General features: G+C 65.2%; 17 protein-coding genes. 4 read left to right on the forward strand and 13 right to left on the reverse strand.

Translation table 11 applies throughout. From position 1 onward, the window contains the following. Window positions 1–4: 4 nt before the first annotated feature. Together IE224_RS00330 and IE224_RS00335 are read right to left on the reverse strand one after the other, a co-directional pair. A complete protein-coding gene (locus IE224_RS00330; RefSeq protein WP_229849179.1) occupies window positions 5–322 on the reverse strand; it encodes a TM2 domain-containing protein in 318 nt (105 codons plus the stop codon). Window positions 323–407: 85 nt separating this feature from the next. Then, window positions 408–1,691, reverse strand: coding sequence for a PPC domain-containing protein (locus tag IE224_RS00335; protein ID WP_191307109.1), 1,284 nt, complete (start codon window positions 1,689–1,691; stop codon window positions 408–410). Between the two features lie 191 nt (window positions 1,692–1,882). Here IE224_RS00335 and pheT point away from each other — a divergent pair, with 191 nt between their 5' ends. Next, window positions 1,883–4,270, forward strand: coding sequence for a phenylalanine--tRNA ligase subunit beta (gene pheT / locus IE224_RS00340; protein ID WP_191307111.1), 2,388 nt, complete (start codon window positions 1,883–1,885; stop codon window positions 4,268–4,270). 112 nt (window positions 4,271–4,382) lie between these two features. Here the strand turns inward: pheT and IE224_RS00345 are convergent, their stop codons facing one another. From IE224_RS00345 to IE224_RS00375, 7 genes are all read right to left on the reverse strand, one after another. Continuing rightward, the gene (locus IE224_RS00345; RefSeq protein WP_229849180.1) at window positions 4,383–4,646 is read right to left on the reverse strand and encodes a ribbon-helix-helix domain-containing protein; all 264 of its coding nucleotides are present in this window, start codon (window positions 4,644–4,646) and stop codon (window positions 4,383–4,385) included. Then, window positions 4,606–4,797 (reverse strand): DUF4169 family protein, encoded by a 192-nt coding sequence (locus tag IE224_RS00350; RefSeq protein ID WP_167621864.1) that lies wholly within the window; start codon window positions 4,795–4,797, stop codon window positions 4,606–4,608. Before IE224_RS00350 ends, IE224_RS00345 begins: the two co-directional genes overlap by 41 nt. 65 nt (window positions 4,798–4,862) lie before the next feature. Beyond that, window positions 4,863–6,257, reverse strand: a complete 1,395-nt coding sequence (fumC, locus tag IE224_RS00355; protein ID WP_191307113.1) for a class II fumarate hydratase — start codon at window positions 6,255–6,257, stop codon at window positions 4,863–4,865. Between the two features lie 74 nt (window positions 6,258–6,331). Further along, the gene (locus IE224_RS00360) at window positions 6,332–7,231 is read right to left on the reverse strand and encodes a dihydrodipicolinate synthase family protein (protein WP_191307115.1); all 900 of its coding nucleotides are present in this window, start codon (window positions 7,229–7,231) and stop codon (window positions 6,332–6,334) included. 57 nt (window positions 7,232–7,288) lie between these two features. Further along, window positions 7,289–8,131, reverse strand: coding sequence for a transglutaminase-like domain-containing protein (locus IE224_RS00365; RefSeq protein ID WP_191307117.1), 843 nt, complete (start codon window positions 8,129–8,131; stop codon window positions 7,289–7,291). Further along, the gene (locus IE224_RS00370; RefSeq protein ID WP_191307119.1) at window positions 8,131–8,553 is read right to left on the reverse strand and encodes an OsmC family protein; all 423 of its coding nucleotides are present in this window, start codon (window positions 8,551–8,553) and stop codon (window positions 8,131–8,133) included. Before IE224_RS00370 ends, IE224_RS00365 begins: the two co-directional genes overlap by 1 nt. 76 nt (window positions 8,554–8,629) lie before the next feature. Continuing rightward, window positions 8,630–9,796 (reverse strand): deoxyguanosinetriphosphate triphosphohydrolase, encoded by a 1,167-nt coding sequence (locus IE224_RS00375; protein ID WP_191307121.1) that lies wholly within the window; start codon window positions 9,794–9,796, stop codon window positions 8,630–8,632. Between the two features lie 77 nt (window positions 9,797–9,873). Between IE224_RS00375 and IE224_RS00380 the strand changes: the two genes are divergently transcribed. Beyond that, window positions 9,874–10,197 carry a HesB/IscA family protein gene (locus IE224_RS00380; RefSeq protein WP_167621870.1) on the forward strand — a complete coding sequence of 108 codons (324 nt, stop codon included), beginning with the start codon at window positions 9,874–9,876 and terminating at the stop codon, window positions 10,195–10,197. On the opposite strand, the gene IE224_RS00385 is transcribed toward IE224_RS00380, so the two are convergent. Next, the gene (locus IE224_RS00385) at window positions 10,194–10,835 is read right to left on the reverse strand and encodes a hypothetical protein (protein ID WP_191307123.1); all 642 of its coding nucleotides are present in this window, start codon (window positions 10,833–10,835) and stop codon (window positions 10,194–10,196) included. The genes IE224_RS00380 and IE224_RS00385 overlap by 4 nt on opposite strands. Before the next feature lie 66 nt (window positions 10,836–10,901). Between IE224_RS00385 and xth the strand changes: the two genes are divergently transcribed. Further along, window positions 10,902–11,687: an exodeoxyribonuclease III gene (gene xth, locus IE224_RS00390; RefSeq protein WP_191307125.1), complete on the forward strand. Its 786-nt coding sequence runs from the start codon at window positions 10,902–10,904 to the stop codon at window positions 11,685–11,687. Here xth and IE224_RS00395 read toward each other — a convergent pair. After that, entirely contained in the window at window positions 11,684–12,571 is an 888-nt protein-coding gene (locus tag IE224_RS00395; RefSeq protein ID WP_167621873.1) for a cation diffusion facilitator family transporter, read from the reverse strand. The genes xth and IE224_RS00395 overlap by 4 nt on opposite strands. Before the next feature lie 117 nt (window positions 12,572–12,688). On the opposite strand from IE224_RS00395, the gene IE224_RS00400 reads away from it, so the two are divergent. After that, window positions 12,689–13,015, forward strand: a complete 327-nt coding sequence (locus IE224_RS00400; RefSeq protein WP_191307127.1) for a YnfA family protein — start codon at window positions 12,689–12,691, stop codon at window positions 13,013–13,015. Between the two features lie 11 nt (window positions 13,016–13,026). On the opposite strand, the gene IE224_RS00405 is transcribed toward IE224_RS00400, so the two are convergent. Next, window positions 13,027–13,368 carry a hypothetical protein gene (locus IE224_RS00405; RefSeq protein WP_167621875.1) on the reverse strand — a complete coding sequence of 114 codons (342 nt, stop codon included), beginning with the start codon at window positions 13,366–13,368 and terminating at the stop codon, window positions 13,027–13,029. A 124-nt stretch (window positions 13,369–13,492) separates the two neighbouring features. Next, window positions 13,493–15,328, reverse strand: a complete 1,836-nt coding sequence (locus IE224_RS00410; protein ID WP_191307129.1) for an extracellular solute-binding protein — start codon at window positions 15,326–15,328, stop codon at window positions 13,493–13,495. Between the last annotated feature and the right edge of the window lie 213 nt (window positions 15,329–15,541).

The following is a 15,541-nucleotide window of genomic DNA, read 5'->3' on the forward strand; positions in this document are numbered from 1 at the left end:
CAGTTTACCAGCGGCCGGCCATCAGCCTCTGCCGGATGACCGCCTGGTCGTTGCGGATCATGCCGGGGATCAGGAACAGGTCGATGAAGGCCCAGGCACAAACCAGGGCGATGGGAACCCAGCCGATCAGGATCGGCGCGGTCAGCCACCCCAAGGTCCACATCAGCAGCATGATGATGCCGCTGGCCCAGCGTCCCAGATACATGCGATGCACGCCGAAGCCCCACAACAGGATCGCCAGCAGATAGGCGACCAACTGGGATTTCGATTCATTTGCAACGCGTTGCTCGATCAGCAGCTGTTGCTGGACGTTGTCGGACACTGGCCTCTCCATCTGGGGGGCGGCGGGGCCGCCCGTTCGGATGATAGATAGGAAGGCCTGGACGCGGTGCAAGGATCTGACGTTTTCACTCGGCCCGCAGGAAGCGCTCGAAGATCAGGCCGATGGGACGGATCGGGCCGGTGCTGCCGTCGTTCCGGTTCACGTCGATCACGCCCAACTGGTGGCGGCCCGGCTGCAGCAGGATCGGACCTAGGCGAGCATCTGTTCCGCCATCGCTGTCGTCATTCTCGCCCGCAAGGGCTCCGTTCGGGGCAAACAGCACCAGCTTCGGATCGGCGCCCACCAGCCCGCCATAGGCGCTGATGATGACCACGGTCGGCTGGTCAAGGTCAAAGCCCACCCATTGCGCGGCGCCGTCATGCAGGACAACCGTCTGCTTCTGCGTCGCCAGGTCCAGATCCTGGACCGGATAGCTGCCGTCGGACGGTGGGTTCAACTCTCCCTTCCGATAGGCGTTGCGCAGGAAGGTCTGCGGATCCAGTCTTTCGGCCGAAATGGTCAGTTCGCCCGGCTGCGGTGCAAGCGCCCCGACTCCGATGCAATAGTCCCCGGGCGCAAGCGCCGTGGCGAAGTCGAGCCGGGCGTTCAGCCCGTCCGCATCGTCATTTTCCGCCAAGAGCCCGCCCTGGGCATCGAAAAGCCGTATCGCCGGGTCCAGCGAAGGGCTGGTCGCGCGCAGGGTCAGCGACGTCGGCTGAGTCAGGGAAAAGCGGACATATCCCGTCTGCGTCGCGTCCTGCCGGGCGTTTACCGGACCTTGTTCCAACCGGTCGTCTAGCGAACCTTCTGCAAGGGCAGCAGCCGGGGTGTCCGGCATGCACGGGGTGATCGCCTCGATCCCTGAGCTGCCCTCGCCCTCGGCTGCCAGCAGGGCAGGCTGGTCGGGACGAGAGACCTGGACGGTAGCGGCCATCGCCCCTTCTCCGACCGACGACAGGGCAAGGCAATAGGTGCCCGGACCCACGTTCGTCTCAACCGAGGAATTGAGCGAGGTCGGCGTGTCGTCGTTCTCGGCGATCACGTCGCCTTCCTCGGTCAGCAGCGCGATGGCCGGATCGCCTTCGTCCGCCCGTGCCTCGGCCCGGATGGCCTGGCTGTCGGCGGCGACGCGGAATGCGAACAGCGACCGCGCGGGTCCAGTGACCTGCGCTTGCGCCGACAAGGGAACCGAACCCGCCGAAATCTCTGCCCCGGCCTCTCCGCCAAGCCATTCAACCGTTCCGCCGCACATCCGGCTGTTGTCCTGCGCCGATGACGGCGCCTTGTCCTGGGCCATCGCCGGCAGGGCCAGAGCCAAGGCGGCGGTGATGGTCAGGCTGGCCCGCGCGGGGCGGTGGCGATGGGGCATGATCCACTCCTTCTGCGGCGAATGCGCCGGATCCGCGCAAGTTCTGGCACTTGCGGCGGGCCTGGACAATCGGCTGCGGGATATTTTCGGTTTTCCTTGCTGCCCAGGAACGGCTTGCCGCTTGACCATCCGGCCCGGGATGGGTTCAACGCAGGCAAACGTCCGTGCTGGCGAAACCGGAAAGCGAGATCATGAAGTTCACCCTCTCCTGGCTCAAAGAGCATCTCGATACGAACGCGACCCTGGATCAGATCGCCGAGGCGCTGACCGACCTGGGACTCGAGGTCGAGGAGGTGCGCGATCCCGCGGCCAAGCTGCGCAGCTTCACCCTGGCCCGTATCCTGCAGGCGGAACAGCATCCCGATGCCGACCGGCTGCGCGTCTGCCGCGTGCTGACGGACGAGGGCGAGAAACAGATCGTCTGCGGCGCCCCGAACGCACGCGAAGGGATCACTGTGGTGCTGGCCAAGCCCGGCGACTATGTTCCTGGCATCGACGTGACGCTGGGGGTAGGCAAGATCCGCGGCGTCGAGAGCCACGGCATGATGGCGTCCGAGCGCGAGCTGGAACTTTCGGACGAACACAACGGCATCATCGAACTGCCCTCGGGCGAGGTGGGGCAGCGGTTCGTGGACTGGCTGGCGCAGAACGCGCCGGACAAGGTCGATCCGATGATCCACATCAAGATCACCCCCAACCGCCCCGACGCGCTTGGCGTTCATGGCATCGCCCGCGATCTGGCCGCGCGTGGCCTGGGCGTGCTGAAGCCCGTGGCCGATACCGTGGTTCCGGGGCGCTTCCCCAGTCCTGTCGGCGTGACCATTGACCCGGCCATTGCCGACAAGGCGCCTTATTTCGCAGGCCGGGTGATCCGGGGCGTCAGGAACGGCCCCGCGCCCGAATGGCTGCAACAGCGCCTGCGCGCGATCGGACTGCGCCCGATCAACACCCTGGTCGATATCACCAACCTGTTCACCTATGACCTGAACAGGCCGTTGCATGTCTTTGACATCGCAAAAATTTCTGGCGATCTTTCGGTTCGTCCCGCCAAGGCGGGCGAGGAGATCCTGGCCCTTGACGGCAAGACCTATGCCCTGCCCGAAGGGGCCATGGTGATCGCCGACGCGAATGGCCCCGAAAGCATCGCGGGCATCATGGGGGGCGAACATTCCGGCTGCGACGAAGACACTTCCGACGTCTTCCTGGAAAGCGCCTATTGGGATCCCATCGCCATCGCGGCCACCGGCCGCACGCTGAAGATCAATAGCGACGCCCGCTATCGCTTCGAACGCGGCGTGGACCCGGCCTTCACCCGCCAGGGGCTGGAACTTGCGACCCGGATGATCCTGGATCTGTGCGGAGGAGAGCCGTCCGAGGTGGTCGAGGCCGGTGCCGTTCCCGATACCGCCCGCGCCTATCGCCTGGACACCGCCCGCACCGCCAGCCTGGTCGGCCTGGACATCCCGGCGGATGAACAGCGCGCCACCCTGACCGCGCTTGGCTTCCGGATGGAGGGCGACATGGCCCATGTCCCGTCGTGGCGCCCCGACGTGCTGGGCGAGGCCGATCTTGTCGAGGAAATCGCCCGCATCGCCAGCCTGACCAAGCTGCAGGGCCAGCCCCTGCCGCGTCCGAAGCCCGGCGTGCCGAAGCCGGTGCTGACGCCACTCCAGGTGCGCGAAAAGACGGCACGGCGGCAGACTGCGGCGCTTGGTTACAACGAATGCGTGACCTACAGCTTCATTGACAGCGCGGCGGCCGCGTTGTTCGGCGGCGGCCAGGATGCCGTTCGTGTCGAAAACCCCATCAGCAGCGAAATGACCCATCTGCGCCCCGACTTGCTGCCCGGCCTTCTGGCCGCCGCGGCGCGCAACCAGTCGCGCGGATTTGCCGACCTGGCGCTGTTTGAACTGGGCCCGGTCTTCCCGGGCGGCGAGCCGGGTGAACAGGCGACACAACTGTCCGGGCTGATGATCGGCAACACAGCGCCGCGCGACCCCTTTGGCAGCCGCCGCAAGGTGGACCTTTACGATGCCAAGGCGGATGCCGAGGCCGTGCTGGCCGCCATCGGCGCGCCCGCCAAGGTGCAGGTCAACCGAAAGCTGGACGCCTGGTGGCATCCGGGCCGCGCGGGCAACATCGCCCTTGGCCCGAACGTGCTGGCGACCTTCGGGGAAATCCATCCCCGCATCCTGCGCGCCTTCGACATCAAGGGCGCTGCCGTGGCCTTTACCGTCCGCATTGCCAATGTCCCGTTCCCCAAGGCGAAAACCGCGACCCGCCCCGCGCTTGCGGTTTCCGAACTGCAGGCGGTCGAACGCGACTTCGCCTTCGTGGTCGATCCGCAGGTCGAGGCGCTGACCCTGGTCAACGCCGCCGCCGGCGCGGACAAGGCGCTGATCGACAGCGTCACCGTCTTCGACCAGTTCACGGGCCTTGAAGGCGGCCGGAAGTCCATCGCGATCACGGCCCGCCTGCAACCGCGCGACAAGACCCTGACGGATGCCGAGATCGAGGCCGTCAGCCAGAAGATCATCGACAAGGTCCAGAAGGCGACCGGCGGTACCCTGCGCGCCTGATCCTTCTTGGGCTAAATATCCTCGGGCTTCCGAACGCCCGGAAAAAGGTCCAGTGGACCTTTTTCAGTGAGGAAGGGGCCGGCAGGCCCGAGCGGGGGCAGACAGCCCCCCGCTAACGCTGCAACTCCGCGATCACGAACAGGCGCAGGGCGGTGGCAAGCCCCACTTCGGGCGGACGGGCATGGTCGATCCGGCCGATCAGTTCCGCCCGGGTCATCCCGCGCGCACGGGCGGCATCCCCGATGCCGCGCCAGAACGCGTCCTCCAGCGAGACCGAGGTGCGGTGCCCGTCGATGGTCACCGACCGCTTGGCCGGGGGCGTCATCGGCGGCAGGTCAATCATCGCCTTGCGGATCGTCCAGCCGGTGCGCGTCATGGATGCGGTTTGCGCGATCAGCCTCGGCCTGGCGGGCATCGCGCAGGGGCTTCGCCTCGCCGAACCTGGCGGCGTTCGCGTCGCCTGACGCGCGCTTGTCGTCGCGGGCGCGCTGCTTGCGGGCCTGGCGCAGGTTGATGATCTTGGTCATTGGTCCAATGAAAAAGCCGGGCCGCGTCAGGATAACGCGCCCCGGCCCGGTCAGGTCAAGTCCGATCAGCCCTTGGGGCTGATCATGTCCTCGGGGCGGACGACGCGGTCGAAAGTCTCGCCATCCACGAAGCCCAGGGCGATCGCTTCCTCGCGCAGGGTAGTGCCGTTCTTGTGCGCGGTCTTGGCGACCTTGGTGGCGTTGTCATAGCCGATGGTCGGCGCAAGCGCCGTCACCAGCATCAGCGATTCCTTCATCAGCTTCTCGATCCGCGCGACGTTGGCCTGGGTGCCTACAACCATGTTGTCGGTGAAGGATCCGGCCGCGTCGCCCAGAAGCTGCATCGACTGGATGACGTTATAGGACATCATCGGATTATAGACGTTCAACTCGAAATGCCCTTGCGACCCGGCGAAACCGATGGCCGCGTCGTTGCCCATGACATGCGCGCATACCATGGTCAGTGCCTCGGCCTGCGTCGGGTTGACCTTGCCCGGCATGATGGACGAACCCGGCTCGTTCTCGGGCAGGATCAGTTCGCCCAGGCCGGAACGAGGCCCCGATCCCAGCAGGCGCATGTCGTTGGCGATCTTGAACAGGGACGCAGCAACCGTCTTCAGCGCGCCCGAGAAAAAGACCATCGCGTCATGCGCGGCAAGGGCCTCGAACTTGTTGGGCGCGGTCACGAAGGGCAGGTCGGTGATCTTGGCGATCTCGGCCGCGATGGCCGTGTCCCAGCCCTTCTTGGTGTTCAGCCCGGTGCCAACCGCCGTGCCGCCCTGTGCCAGTTCGTAGATGTCGGTCAGCGCCAGCTTGACCCGCTCGATGCCCTTCTGGACCTGATGGGCATAGCCGCCGAACTCCTGGCCCAGGGTCAGGGGGGTGGCGTCCTGCGTGTGGGTCCGGCCGATCTTGATGATGTCCTTGAATTCCTCGGACTTGGCCAGCAGCGCCTTGTGCAGCTTTTCCAGGCCGGGGATCAGCGTGTCGCGGGCCACCATGCCGATGGCGACATGCATCGCGGTCGGGAAGGTGTCGTTCGACGACTGGCCCATGTTGACATGGTCGTTCGGATGGACCGGCTTCTTCGAGCCCAGTTCGCCGCCCAGGATCTCGATGGCGCGGTTCGAGATGACTTCGTTCGCGTTCATGTTGGACTGGGTGCCGGACCCCGTCTGCCAGACGACCAGCGGGAAGTTGTCGTCGAACTTGCCTTCGAAAACCTCGGTCGCGGCCTGTTCCATCGCCTTGCCGATGGCCGGGTCCAGATCGCCATTGGCCTGGTTCACGCGCGCCGCCGCCAGCTTGATGGCGCCAAGGGCGCGGATGATCGCGACCGGTTGGCGTTCCCAGCCGATGGGAAAGTTCTGGATCGAACGCTGCGTCTGCGCGCCCCAGTATTTGCTGGCGTCAACCTCCAGCGGGCCGAAGCTGTCGGTTTCGGTGCGGGTCTTGGTCATCGAAAGGCTCCCTCGCAATTTCGCGCGGTTCTATCCGGCGCGGGGCCGATAGGCAATCGGTATGCAACGGTATGCTAATGCTGATGGGCGTCCAGGGTGGCGATGGCCGCGCGCAGTGCGTCGTCTTCGGCCTCCGGCAGGGGCAGGACGGGGCGCGGGGGCTGTGCCGTGGTCAGTTCCAGCAGGTTCGCCGCGCGATGGACGGTGCGAAAGCTGCTGCGCGTCTTGAACAGGGCCCAAAGGGGCGCAAGAGCCGCGTCGATCCGGCCGACCTCTGCCGCGTCGCCACGCTGCGCCGCGCTGACCATCCGCAGCATCGGATGGGGCCACAGCCCGGCCGCGACGCTGTAGAAGGCATCCGCCCCTGCCAGCATCGCGGGGGCGCAGCCCCAGTCGGCGCTGTAGCCTATGGAGAAGCCATCGGGCAGGGCGGCGCGCAGTTCGGCGATCTGGCCTGCGAAGTCGCCCGACGCCACCAGCGGCATCTTGACGGCCCTAACGGTCGGCAGCGTCGCCAGCCGGGCCAGCAGCGCAGTGGAGAAGGTGAAATGCGTCGTGCCGGGGTTGTTGTAGATGCAGATCGGCAGGTCGCTGGCCGCGGCGATGGCTGCGAAGTGGTGAAAGACCTCGTCCTCGGTCAGCGGGGTATAGGACATGGGCGCGACCAGCAGCCCTGCGGCGCCAATCCGGGCGGCGTGGCGAGCCAGGTCCACCGCCGTGTCGGTGCGCAGCGCACCCACGCCCACGATGACCGGAACGCGGCTGCCAACCTGGTCCATCGCCGCCTCGGCCACCGCGCGACGCTGGTCGGGGTCCAGATAGGCATAGGCCCCCGTGCTGCCCAGCACGCAGATCGAGTCTGGCTGGCCGTCCGCGACACGCTGCAGGATCCGCCACAGGTCCGGCAGGATGACCCGGCCCTCGGCGTCGGCGGGCGTGATGGGGAATGCGGAAAGGCCCTTGAAGACGGTCATGATGCGATCCTGCCCTGATGAAGGGCAGGAGGTCACAGATGGCAAGCCGTTGCAAGATCAGGCAAACAGCATCCCGTCCAGTTCGTTGCCGAAGTCGTCGACGGCATGGCACCAGACACGGAACCCCGTCAACGTATGGTTGCCGAAGGTGTTGATCAGGGGCACGTCGGCCGCGTCCAAGCCACGCGCAACGACGACCCGGCCGATCCGCCGCTGGTTGTTGCGCGGATCGAAGGTCCACCACCTGCCGCCCAGGAAGACCTCAATCCAGGCTGCGAAATCCATAGGCGCGGCGGCCGCAGGCACGCCGATGTCGCCAACATAGCCGTTGACATAGCGGGCGGGGATGTTCAGCGCCCGCAGATAGGCCAGCGCCAGATGGGCAAAATCGCGGCAGACCGCCACGCCGTCCTGCCGGGCGCTTGCCGCCGTGCGGAACTGCGAGGCCAGTTTGTAGTCGAAGACCATGCTGCCGTGCACGTGGTCCACGATATGCTGCACACGGTTCCATCCGGGCGCGACATGGCCGAACAACTGCCAGGCCTCGTTGCTGACCAGATCCACCTCGACATAGCGCGAGGCGGTCAGGTAGCCCAGAACCTCGGGGGGCAGCGCCTCGACAGGCCATTCGGCGGCGTTGACATCGGATTCGTCCCAGGTGCCGGGATCGTTCAGGGTGATGTCGCTGAAGATCGTGAAGATGCCTGCCGGCGCAACCATGCGCCGGCAGATGTTGCCGAATCGGTCGACATAGCTCTGGACCGGGACCGAGGGGATGGTTCTCGCATCCTCAGGGAAGACAAAGTCGCGGTGCCGCGCTTCTTCCGGTGTCGTGAGGGTGATCAGGGGCGTGTCCTGCGGCACCTCGATCGTCATCTCGTGCCCGATCCGGATGCGCATCAGGCGACCGTTGCGTCCATCGTGACCTCGGCGTTCAGCAGCTTCGAGATCGGGCAGCCGGCCTTGGCCTTCTGCGCCAGTTCCTCGATCTGCGCCTTGTCGCCGTCAGCCGAGATCTGGGTCACCAGATGCGCCTTGGTCACGGTAAAACCGTCACCGTCCTTCTCCAGCGTGATCTTGGACGTGGTCTTGATGTCGATATTGCCGATGCCTGCCCCGGACAGCATGTTCGACAGCGCCATGCTGAAGCAGGCAGCATGGGCCGCGCCGACCAGTTCCTCGGGGTTGGTGCCAGGCTCGTCGCCGAACCGCTTGTTGAAGCCATAGGAAAGTTCGTTCAAGGCGCCCGACTGGGTCGAGACCGTGCCATTGCCGTCCTTCAGCCCGCCCTGCCAGGTGGCCGATCCGCTGCGTGTGAACATCGATTGTCCTTTCTGCGTTCATCCTTCGGCGAGCGGAACGCATGGAACGCAGAGAGGTTCGCGGCCTGCGGAAATATCAGCGGCGCGGAAACAGCCGCTGGTGTTCGGCGATGGCAAAGCGGTCGGTCATGCCTGCGACGTAATCAAGAACGATCCGCGCGCAGGCGGTTTCGTCGCCCGCCTTGCGGGCCAGGTCGCTCCAATGATCGGGCATCCGGCCCGGGTCGTGCAGGAACAGCGGGAACAGGTCGTTCAGCATAGCCGTGACCTTGGTGCGTTCAACCACGACCGCGGGCGCGCGATACATGCGCGTGAACAGGAAGGACTTGATCGCCTTGATGTTCTGGTAAAGCGGCTTGGAAAACCTGATGATCGGCCCGTCCATGTCGCGGATTTCCTGCGCCGATTGCGGCTGCAACCCGGCCAGCCGGTTCTGGGCCACGGCGATCACATCCTCGACCATGACGCCGAAGACGCGGCGCAGCGCCTCGTAACGGCGGCGGGTCGGGTCCAGATCGGGGTAAAGATGGTCGACCTCGGCAAAGGCGGGGCCCACGACCGGCAGTTCGGCCAGTTCATCTTCCGTGAACAGGTCAGCCCGCAGTCCGTCGTGCAGGTCGTGATGGTTGTAGGCCACGTCATCCGCAACGGCGGCCACTTGGGCCTCGGCACTGGCATTGGTGTGCAGTTCCAGATCCCAGTCGGCATTCACCTCGGCCAGGGCATAGGGCAGGGGGCCGGTCACCGGGCCGTTGTGCTTGGCAATGCCCTCCAAGGCCTCCCATGTCAGGTTCAGGCCGTCGAAGTCGGCATAATGCCGTTCCAGCCGGGTCACGATCCGTAGGGCCTGGGCATTGTGGTCGAAGCCGCCATAGGGCTGCATCAGCGCCGCCAGGGCATCTTCGCCCGTATGGCCGAAGGGCGGATGGCCCAGGTCATGGGCAAGCGCCACCGTTTCCGCCAGATCCGTGTTCAGGCCAAGCGCGCCGGCGATGGTCCGCGCGACCTGCGCGACCTCGACCGTGTGGGTCAGGCGGGTGCGGAAATAATCGCCGCGATAGGCCTCTCCGTCATGTTCGACGAAGACCTGGGTCTTGTGCTTCAGGCGCCGGAAGGCCGAGGAATGGATGATCCGGTCCCGGTCGCGTTGCCAAGGACTGCGGAAGGTGGACATGCGTTCCGGGTGCAGCCGCCCGCGGCTGTCTTCGGGGTGGCAGGCATAGGGCGCGATCGCACTGGACATCAGGGGGCAGGGCCTTCCTTGCAACAGGTGCGGTGGACCTTATATTTAGGCACTCAAGACGAAAACGGGAACGCCCCATGAACCTGCCGCCCAAAGTCACCGAACGCGCCTTCGCCCGCCTGGCCGAGATCAACGATTCGGGGGAAACCCGCCCGCTGCGCGTCGCAGTCGCAGGCGGGGGTTGTTCGGGCTTCCAATACGACATCCGACTGGACCAGGCCGAGGCGGATGACCTTGTGCTGGAGGGCGGGGGCCAGAAGGTCGTGGTCGATCCGGTTTCGCTGCCCTATCTGGCGGGGGCCACGATTGATTTTGCAGATGAACTGATCGGCGCGCGCTTCGTGATCGAGAATCCCAATGCCTCGTCCAGTTGCGGCTGCGGCACCTCCTTCTCGATCTAGCCGCAAACCCGGCTGCGGGTGTCCAGGTCGATATCCAGCCTGCGCAGGCCAGGGGTCGGCAGGCGGTTGAAGTCGCTGCGGGCAAAGGTGTCGAAGTCGTCGCGCAGGTCCTGAAGGCCCGGCGCGGGAAGAAGGTTCAGCGCCCGGCGGTCGTTCTCGTCGCGCTCCTCTAGCTCGGTCGTCACGGTCAGGCCCTGGCAGATGTCCAGGGACCCTGCCGCGGCCACGCGGACCTTCCCCTCGGTCTCGATCAGGCGGATGATGTAGCCATGCTTGCGCGCGACCGAGGCGCCGAAGGTCATCGGCTCCTCGACCTCGGTCCATTCGGTCTCGGGACGGAACAGCGCATCCTCTCCTTGCCAGTCGGCGCCGTGGGCAAAGCGGACGACCCATGTTCCCGGCGGCACCAGCAGGCGGAAGAACTGCCCGCCATGGATATAGCCCGCCATCACCGGATCGCCCCCTGTTTCCGGTGACAGGAAGACCGCATAGTCCCGCCCCGGCAGGGTCTGGACGACAAGGGGAAGGGTCGCAGGCAGCCCGCTGCGGTTCCACATCAGGCCCGCGCGCGGCCGATCCTGCGCCAGCGCGGGCAGGGCCAGGGTCATCATCAGCAGAATGGCGATCAGGCGACGCATGGGGGAAGAACGTATCTGCCCCGCCCCCGGTTGCCAATCGCGGGGCGGCGGATAAAGATGCGGCCCATGAAAATCGCGACATTCAACATCAACGGCGTCAAGGCCCGGATCCAGGCGCTGACCGATTGGCTGGCCGGATCGGGGGCGGATCTGGTCGTCCTGCAGGAAATCAAATCCGTGGACGAGGGCTTTCCCCGCGCCCATTTCGAGGATCTGGGCTGGACCGTCGAGACGCACGGCCAGAAGGGCTTCAACGGCGTGGCGATCCTGTCCAAGCTGCCGCTGGAGGATGTGCAGCGCGGACTGCCTGGCGACGATTCCGACGAACAGGCCCGCTATATCGAGGCGACGGTGGTGGGTTCCACGGCGGTGCGCATCGCAGGGCTGTATCTGCCCAACGGCAACCCGGCCCCGGGCCCGAAATACGACTACAAGCTGGCCTGGATGGAGCGTTTGCGCCTGCGCGCCGCGGAACTGCTGGAAAGCGAGCTTCCGGTGGTGATGCTGGGCGATTTCAACATCATCCCCGAACCGCGCGACGCCGCCCGGCCGCAAGCCTGGGTCGATGACGCCCTGTTCCTGCCCCAAAGCCGCGAGGCGTTCCGGCGGATCGTGAACCAGGGCTGGACCGATGCGGTCCGGATCCGCGACCCTTGGGCCACGCGCGGGCCGTTCACCTTCTGGGATTATCAGGCCGGTTCCTGGTCGCGCGATGACGGGATCCGCATCGACCACCTGCTGTTGTCGCCGCAGGCCGCCGACCTTCTGGTGGAAACCGGCATCGACAAGGAGGCCCGCGCCGCCGAAAAGCCCAGCGACCACGTGCCCGTGTGGGTGCGGCTGGCCGCCTAAAGCACCAGCACGCCCGAATGCTTGGCCTTGTGTTCGGGTTCGACATGGATCGTGATCTGCGCGTCGTCCAGCCGCTTCTTCAGCGCGGCCTCGATCCGGTCGCAGATCGCATGGGCCTGGGCCACGGGCGTGTCCCCGTCCACGACAAGGTGAAAGTCGATAAAGGTCATGCGGCCCGCGTGGCGGGTGCGCAGGTCATGCGCTTCGATCGCGCCATCCGCGTGGTCCGAGATGGTCGAACGGATGTCGCGCAGCAGGTCGTCGGACACCGCCTTGTCCATCAGCCCGCCCAGGGATGCCGACATCACCTTCCAGCCCGACCACAGGATATTGACCGCAACCAAACCGGCCAGGATCGGGTCCAGGATCGGACGGTCCGCGGCAATGGCTAGCACGACCCCCAGGATCACGCCCGCCGAGGTGATGACGTCGGACAGCAGGTGCTGGCCGTCGGCCACAAGGGCCGGGGATTTCAGGCGACGGCCCTGCCGGATCAGGACCATGCACCAGACCGCATTGATGCAGCCCGCAAAGCCATTCAGCAGCAGCCCGCTGACCGGGGCATCTAGAGGCTGCGGGTTGCGGATGCCCTGATAGGCTTCTTCAAGGATCAGCAGCGCTGCGACGATGATCATCACGCCTTCAAGCACGGCCGACAGGAACTCGGCCTTGTGGTGGCCGTAAGGGTGGCTGCGGTCGGCAGGGCGTTGCGCGATGCGGATGGCAATCAGCGCGGCCACCGCGGTGGCGACATTGACGGTGCTTTCCAAGGCATCGGACAAAAGCGCAACGGACCCGGTGATCTGCCAAGCCACCGTCTTTAGGCCAAGGACGATGATCCCGATCACGATGCTGCCCAGTGCGATCTTGATGGTGCGGTTCATCGCGACGGTCCTTTTGCGTCATGGGCTCCCGTCGGGCGTCGTCTGACAGAATCCCCTTCCAGTTGCAACTGGAAAGGCGCTGTGGACCGCGGCTGCCGGCTTGGGTATCGAGGCGGGATGCAGAGCCTTGCCATCTACCTGTTCGCCGCATTCGCCGAAATTGCAGGCTGCTTTGCCTTCTGGGCCTGGCTCCGCCTGGACCGATCGGCTTTCTGGGTGCTGCCCGGACTGGGTCTGCTGGCGCTGTTTGCATGGCTTCTGGCGCATAGCCCGGCCGATCACGCGGGGCGGGCCTATGCCGCTTATGGCGGGATCTACATCACCGCCTCGCTGTTCTGGATGTGGCTGGCCGAGGGGCGGCGGCCCGATCAATGGGACGCAATTGGCGCGTTGGTCTGCCTGGCGGGCGCGGCCATCATCCTGTGGGGACCGCGCGCCGCCTGATTTGCAAACGATTATCGGTCGCCTTCGTTTTCGTGTTCGTCGTCGTCACCGAACCGGGCATCGTCCGAATATTCGTCCTCGCCTTCGCCCACATACTTCGCGCTCAGCGCGATCGAGTGGTTGTCATGCGTGGGGTCCATGACGACGTCCGACGGGATTTCGCCCGCAAGCCATTCGCGCAGTTCCTCTCGGATCTCGGACGGTTCTTGTCCGGTCGCCTCGGCCAGATAGGACACGAAGGCACGCTGGTCGCCGTCGATCTCGTCCAGGTCGGCCTCGTCGACCTCGGGCCATTTTTCCACGATTGCATCGTAGAATGCGGCCCAGTTCTGCTGCACATGGCTCCATTTCATCAGTATCCGCCTCCCATCGACGACTGTGCCCAAGTGGCAATGCCCGTTATGTCTTCGCCCACGCCGGCGACCGTGTTGCAGCCAGCCAGCACCATGCAGGCCAGCAATGTGCCTATCACTGCTCTCATTCCTCTGCCTCCTGCCACCACAGCTCGGGCATGAAGCCCGGCCAATCTCCGTAAAGCGGCGTTGTTTCGGCAGGATACCGCAGGTCCGCAGCATGGGCCAGCCGCGAGACCGGCGAGAACCCTGCCGGTATCACGTAACGCCCCGCGGTCAGAATTCGATCCAAGGCCCGCACGGCCGCCGTAAAATCCGCTTCCGATCGCGCATTGACCATTGCGGCGATCACGGCTTCGGCTGCCGGGCTTTTCATGCCCATCCAGTTGCGGCTGCCCGGCTGGTCGGCGGCATCCGATCCCCAGTATAGCAGCTGTTCGTTGCCCGGCGACAGCGACAGCGCGCGTTCATACCAGGTCATGTCGAACTGGAATTCGTTGGTGCGCTGCACGAATTGCGCGGCGTCCAGCAGCGTGATGCGGACCTGCATTCCAAGGTTGCGCAGCGCCTGGACATAGATGTCGGCGATCTGCTGGGTTTCCGATGCCGTGCGCATCGACGTGCCCGACTGGTTCAGCAGGATCTCGAAGGCGAAGGGGCGGCCCTCGGCGTTTTTCAAGACGCCCTCCTGCACCGTCCAGCCCGCCTCTGACAGCAGCGCGATGGCCCGGCGCAGCCCGGTCCGGTCCAGCACGCGGTCGGATCCTTCGGGCAGCGTGTATCCTTCAAGCGTTCCCGGCGGCAGGTCCGCCGCGAAGGGTTCCAGCAGGTCGGCAACCTTGCCTGCCGCAGGGCCGGGCTGCATGGCCAGGCCAGAATTGGCAAAATAGGAGGTAATGCGCCGATCCTTGCCGCCGTTCAGGGTGGCGTTGATGAAGCGGAAATTGAAGGCCTCGATCATCGCCTGCCTGACCCGCCAGTCGGCGAACAGCGGGTTGCGGGTGTTCATCACCAGCCCCATGATCCCCGAGGGCCGGCCATTGGGGATCTCGGCCTTGACCGCATCGCCGCGCGTCATCAGGGGGAAATCGTATTCCCCGTCCCACTTATGCGCCGACAGCTCGCGCCAGACGGTCACCTGGCCCGCCTTGAAGGCCTCGAACATGGCATTAGCATCGCCAAAATAGTCGTAGCGTATGACGTCCAGGTTGTTGCGCCCGCGATTGACCGGCAGGTCCTTTCCCCAGTAGTCCGGGTTGCGGCGGAAGGTGATCATGCGGCCCGGATCGACCTGGTCCACGACATAGGGACCGGACCCGATCGGCGCCTCGAGGCCCGAGGCCGAGAAGTCTTGTCCTTCCCATTGGGCCTTTTTCAGGATCGGGCGCAGGCCCATCAGCATCGCCAATTCGCGGTCGTCCTCGGCGAAGGTGAAGCGGATGCTGCGTTCGCCGGTCTGCTCCATCTTCGTGACCTTGGCCCATGCCCCGTGATAGCGCGGATGGCCCTGCGTCCCCAGCACCTCATAAGACCACATCACGTCCTCGATGGTGACGGGGGTGCCATCCGAAAAGCGCGCCTCGGGTCGAAGCGTGAACTCGACCCATCGGCGGTCGGGGCTGGTTTCCATGCTTTCGGCCAGAAGACCGTAGAGGGTGAAGGGCTCGTCCAAGGTTCGGTACATCAGCGTTTCGACGACATGGCTGCCCACGCCCCATGCTGCATTGCCCTTGAGCACCCAGGGCTTGAGCGAGTCGAAGCCGCCCGGCTCGGCCAAACGAATCATTCCGCCCTTCGGCGCGTCAGGGTTGACGTATGGCAAGGCGGAAAATCGCTGGGGTAGAGCGGGCTCCCCATACATGGCCATGGCATGGGCCGGTTCGGCACCAACGGGAAGCGACATTGATGCAACACCCAGAAAACCAGCCAAAATCAGGCACAAGGGGCGGATACATGCCATTTCGTTAAGGTTTCTTAAGATTTTCATCGTCCGCCTGCCTGCTTTTCTTCTTTTCGATTCAGATTCAACTGACTTGGATCGGGATCGTCAATGGCAGGACAAACTTCTCGGTTGGACTCGGGCGGGGGTTGGCGTATAAATGACTTACTGCTCGATAGGTTTCTTGCCTGTATGAAACCTGCCTCATGACTTGCGCCCGCCTTGTGCGGGCGC

Source organism: Paracoccus aerius, assembly GCF_014656455.1.
Lineage (GTDB): Bacteria > Pseudomonadota > Alphaproteobacteria > Rhodobacterales > Rhodobacteraceae > Paracoccus > Paracoccus aerius.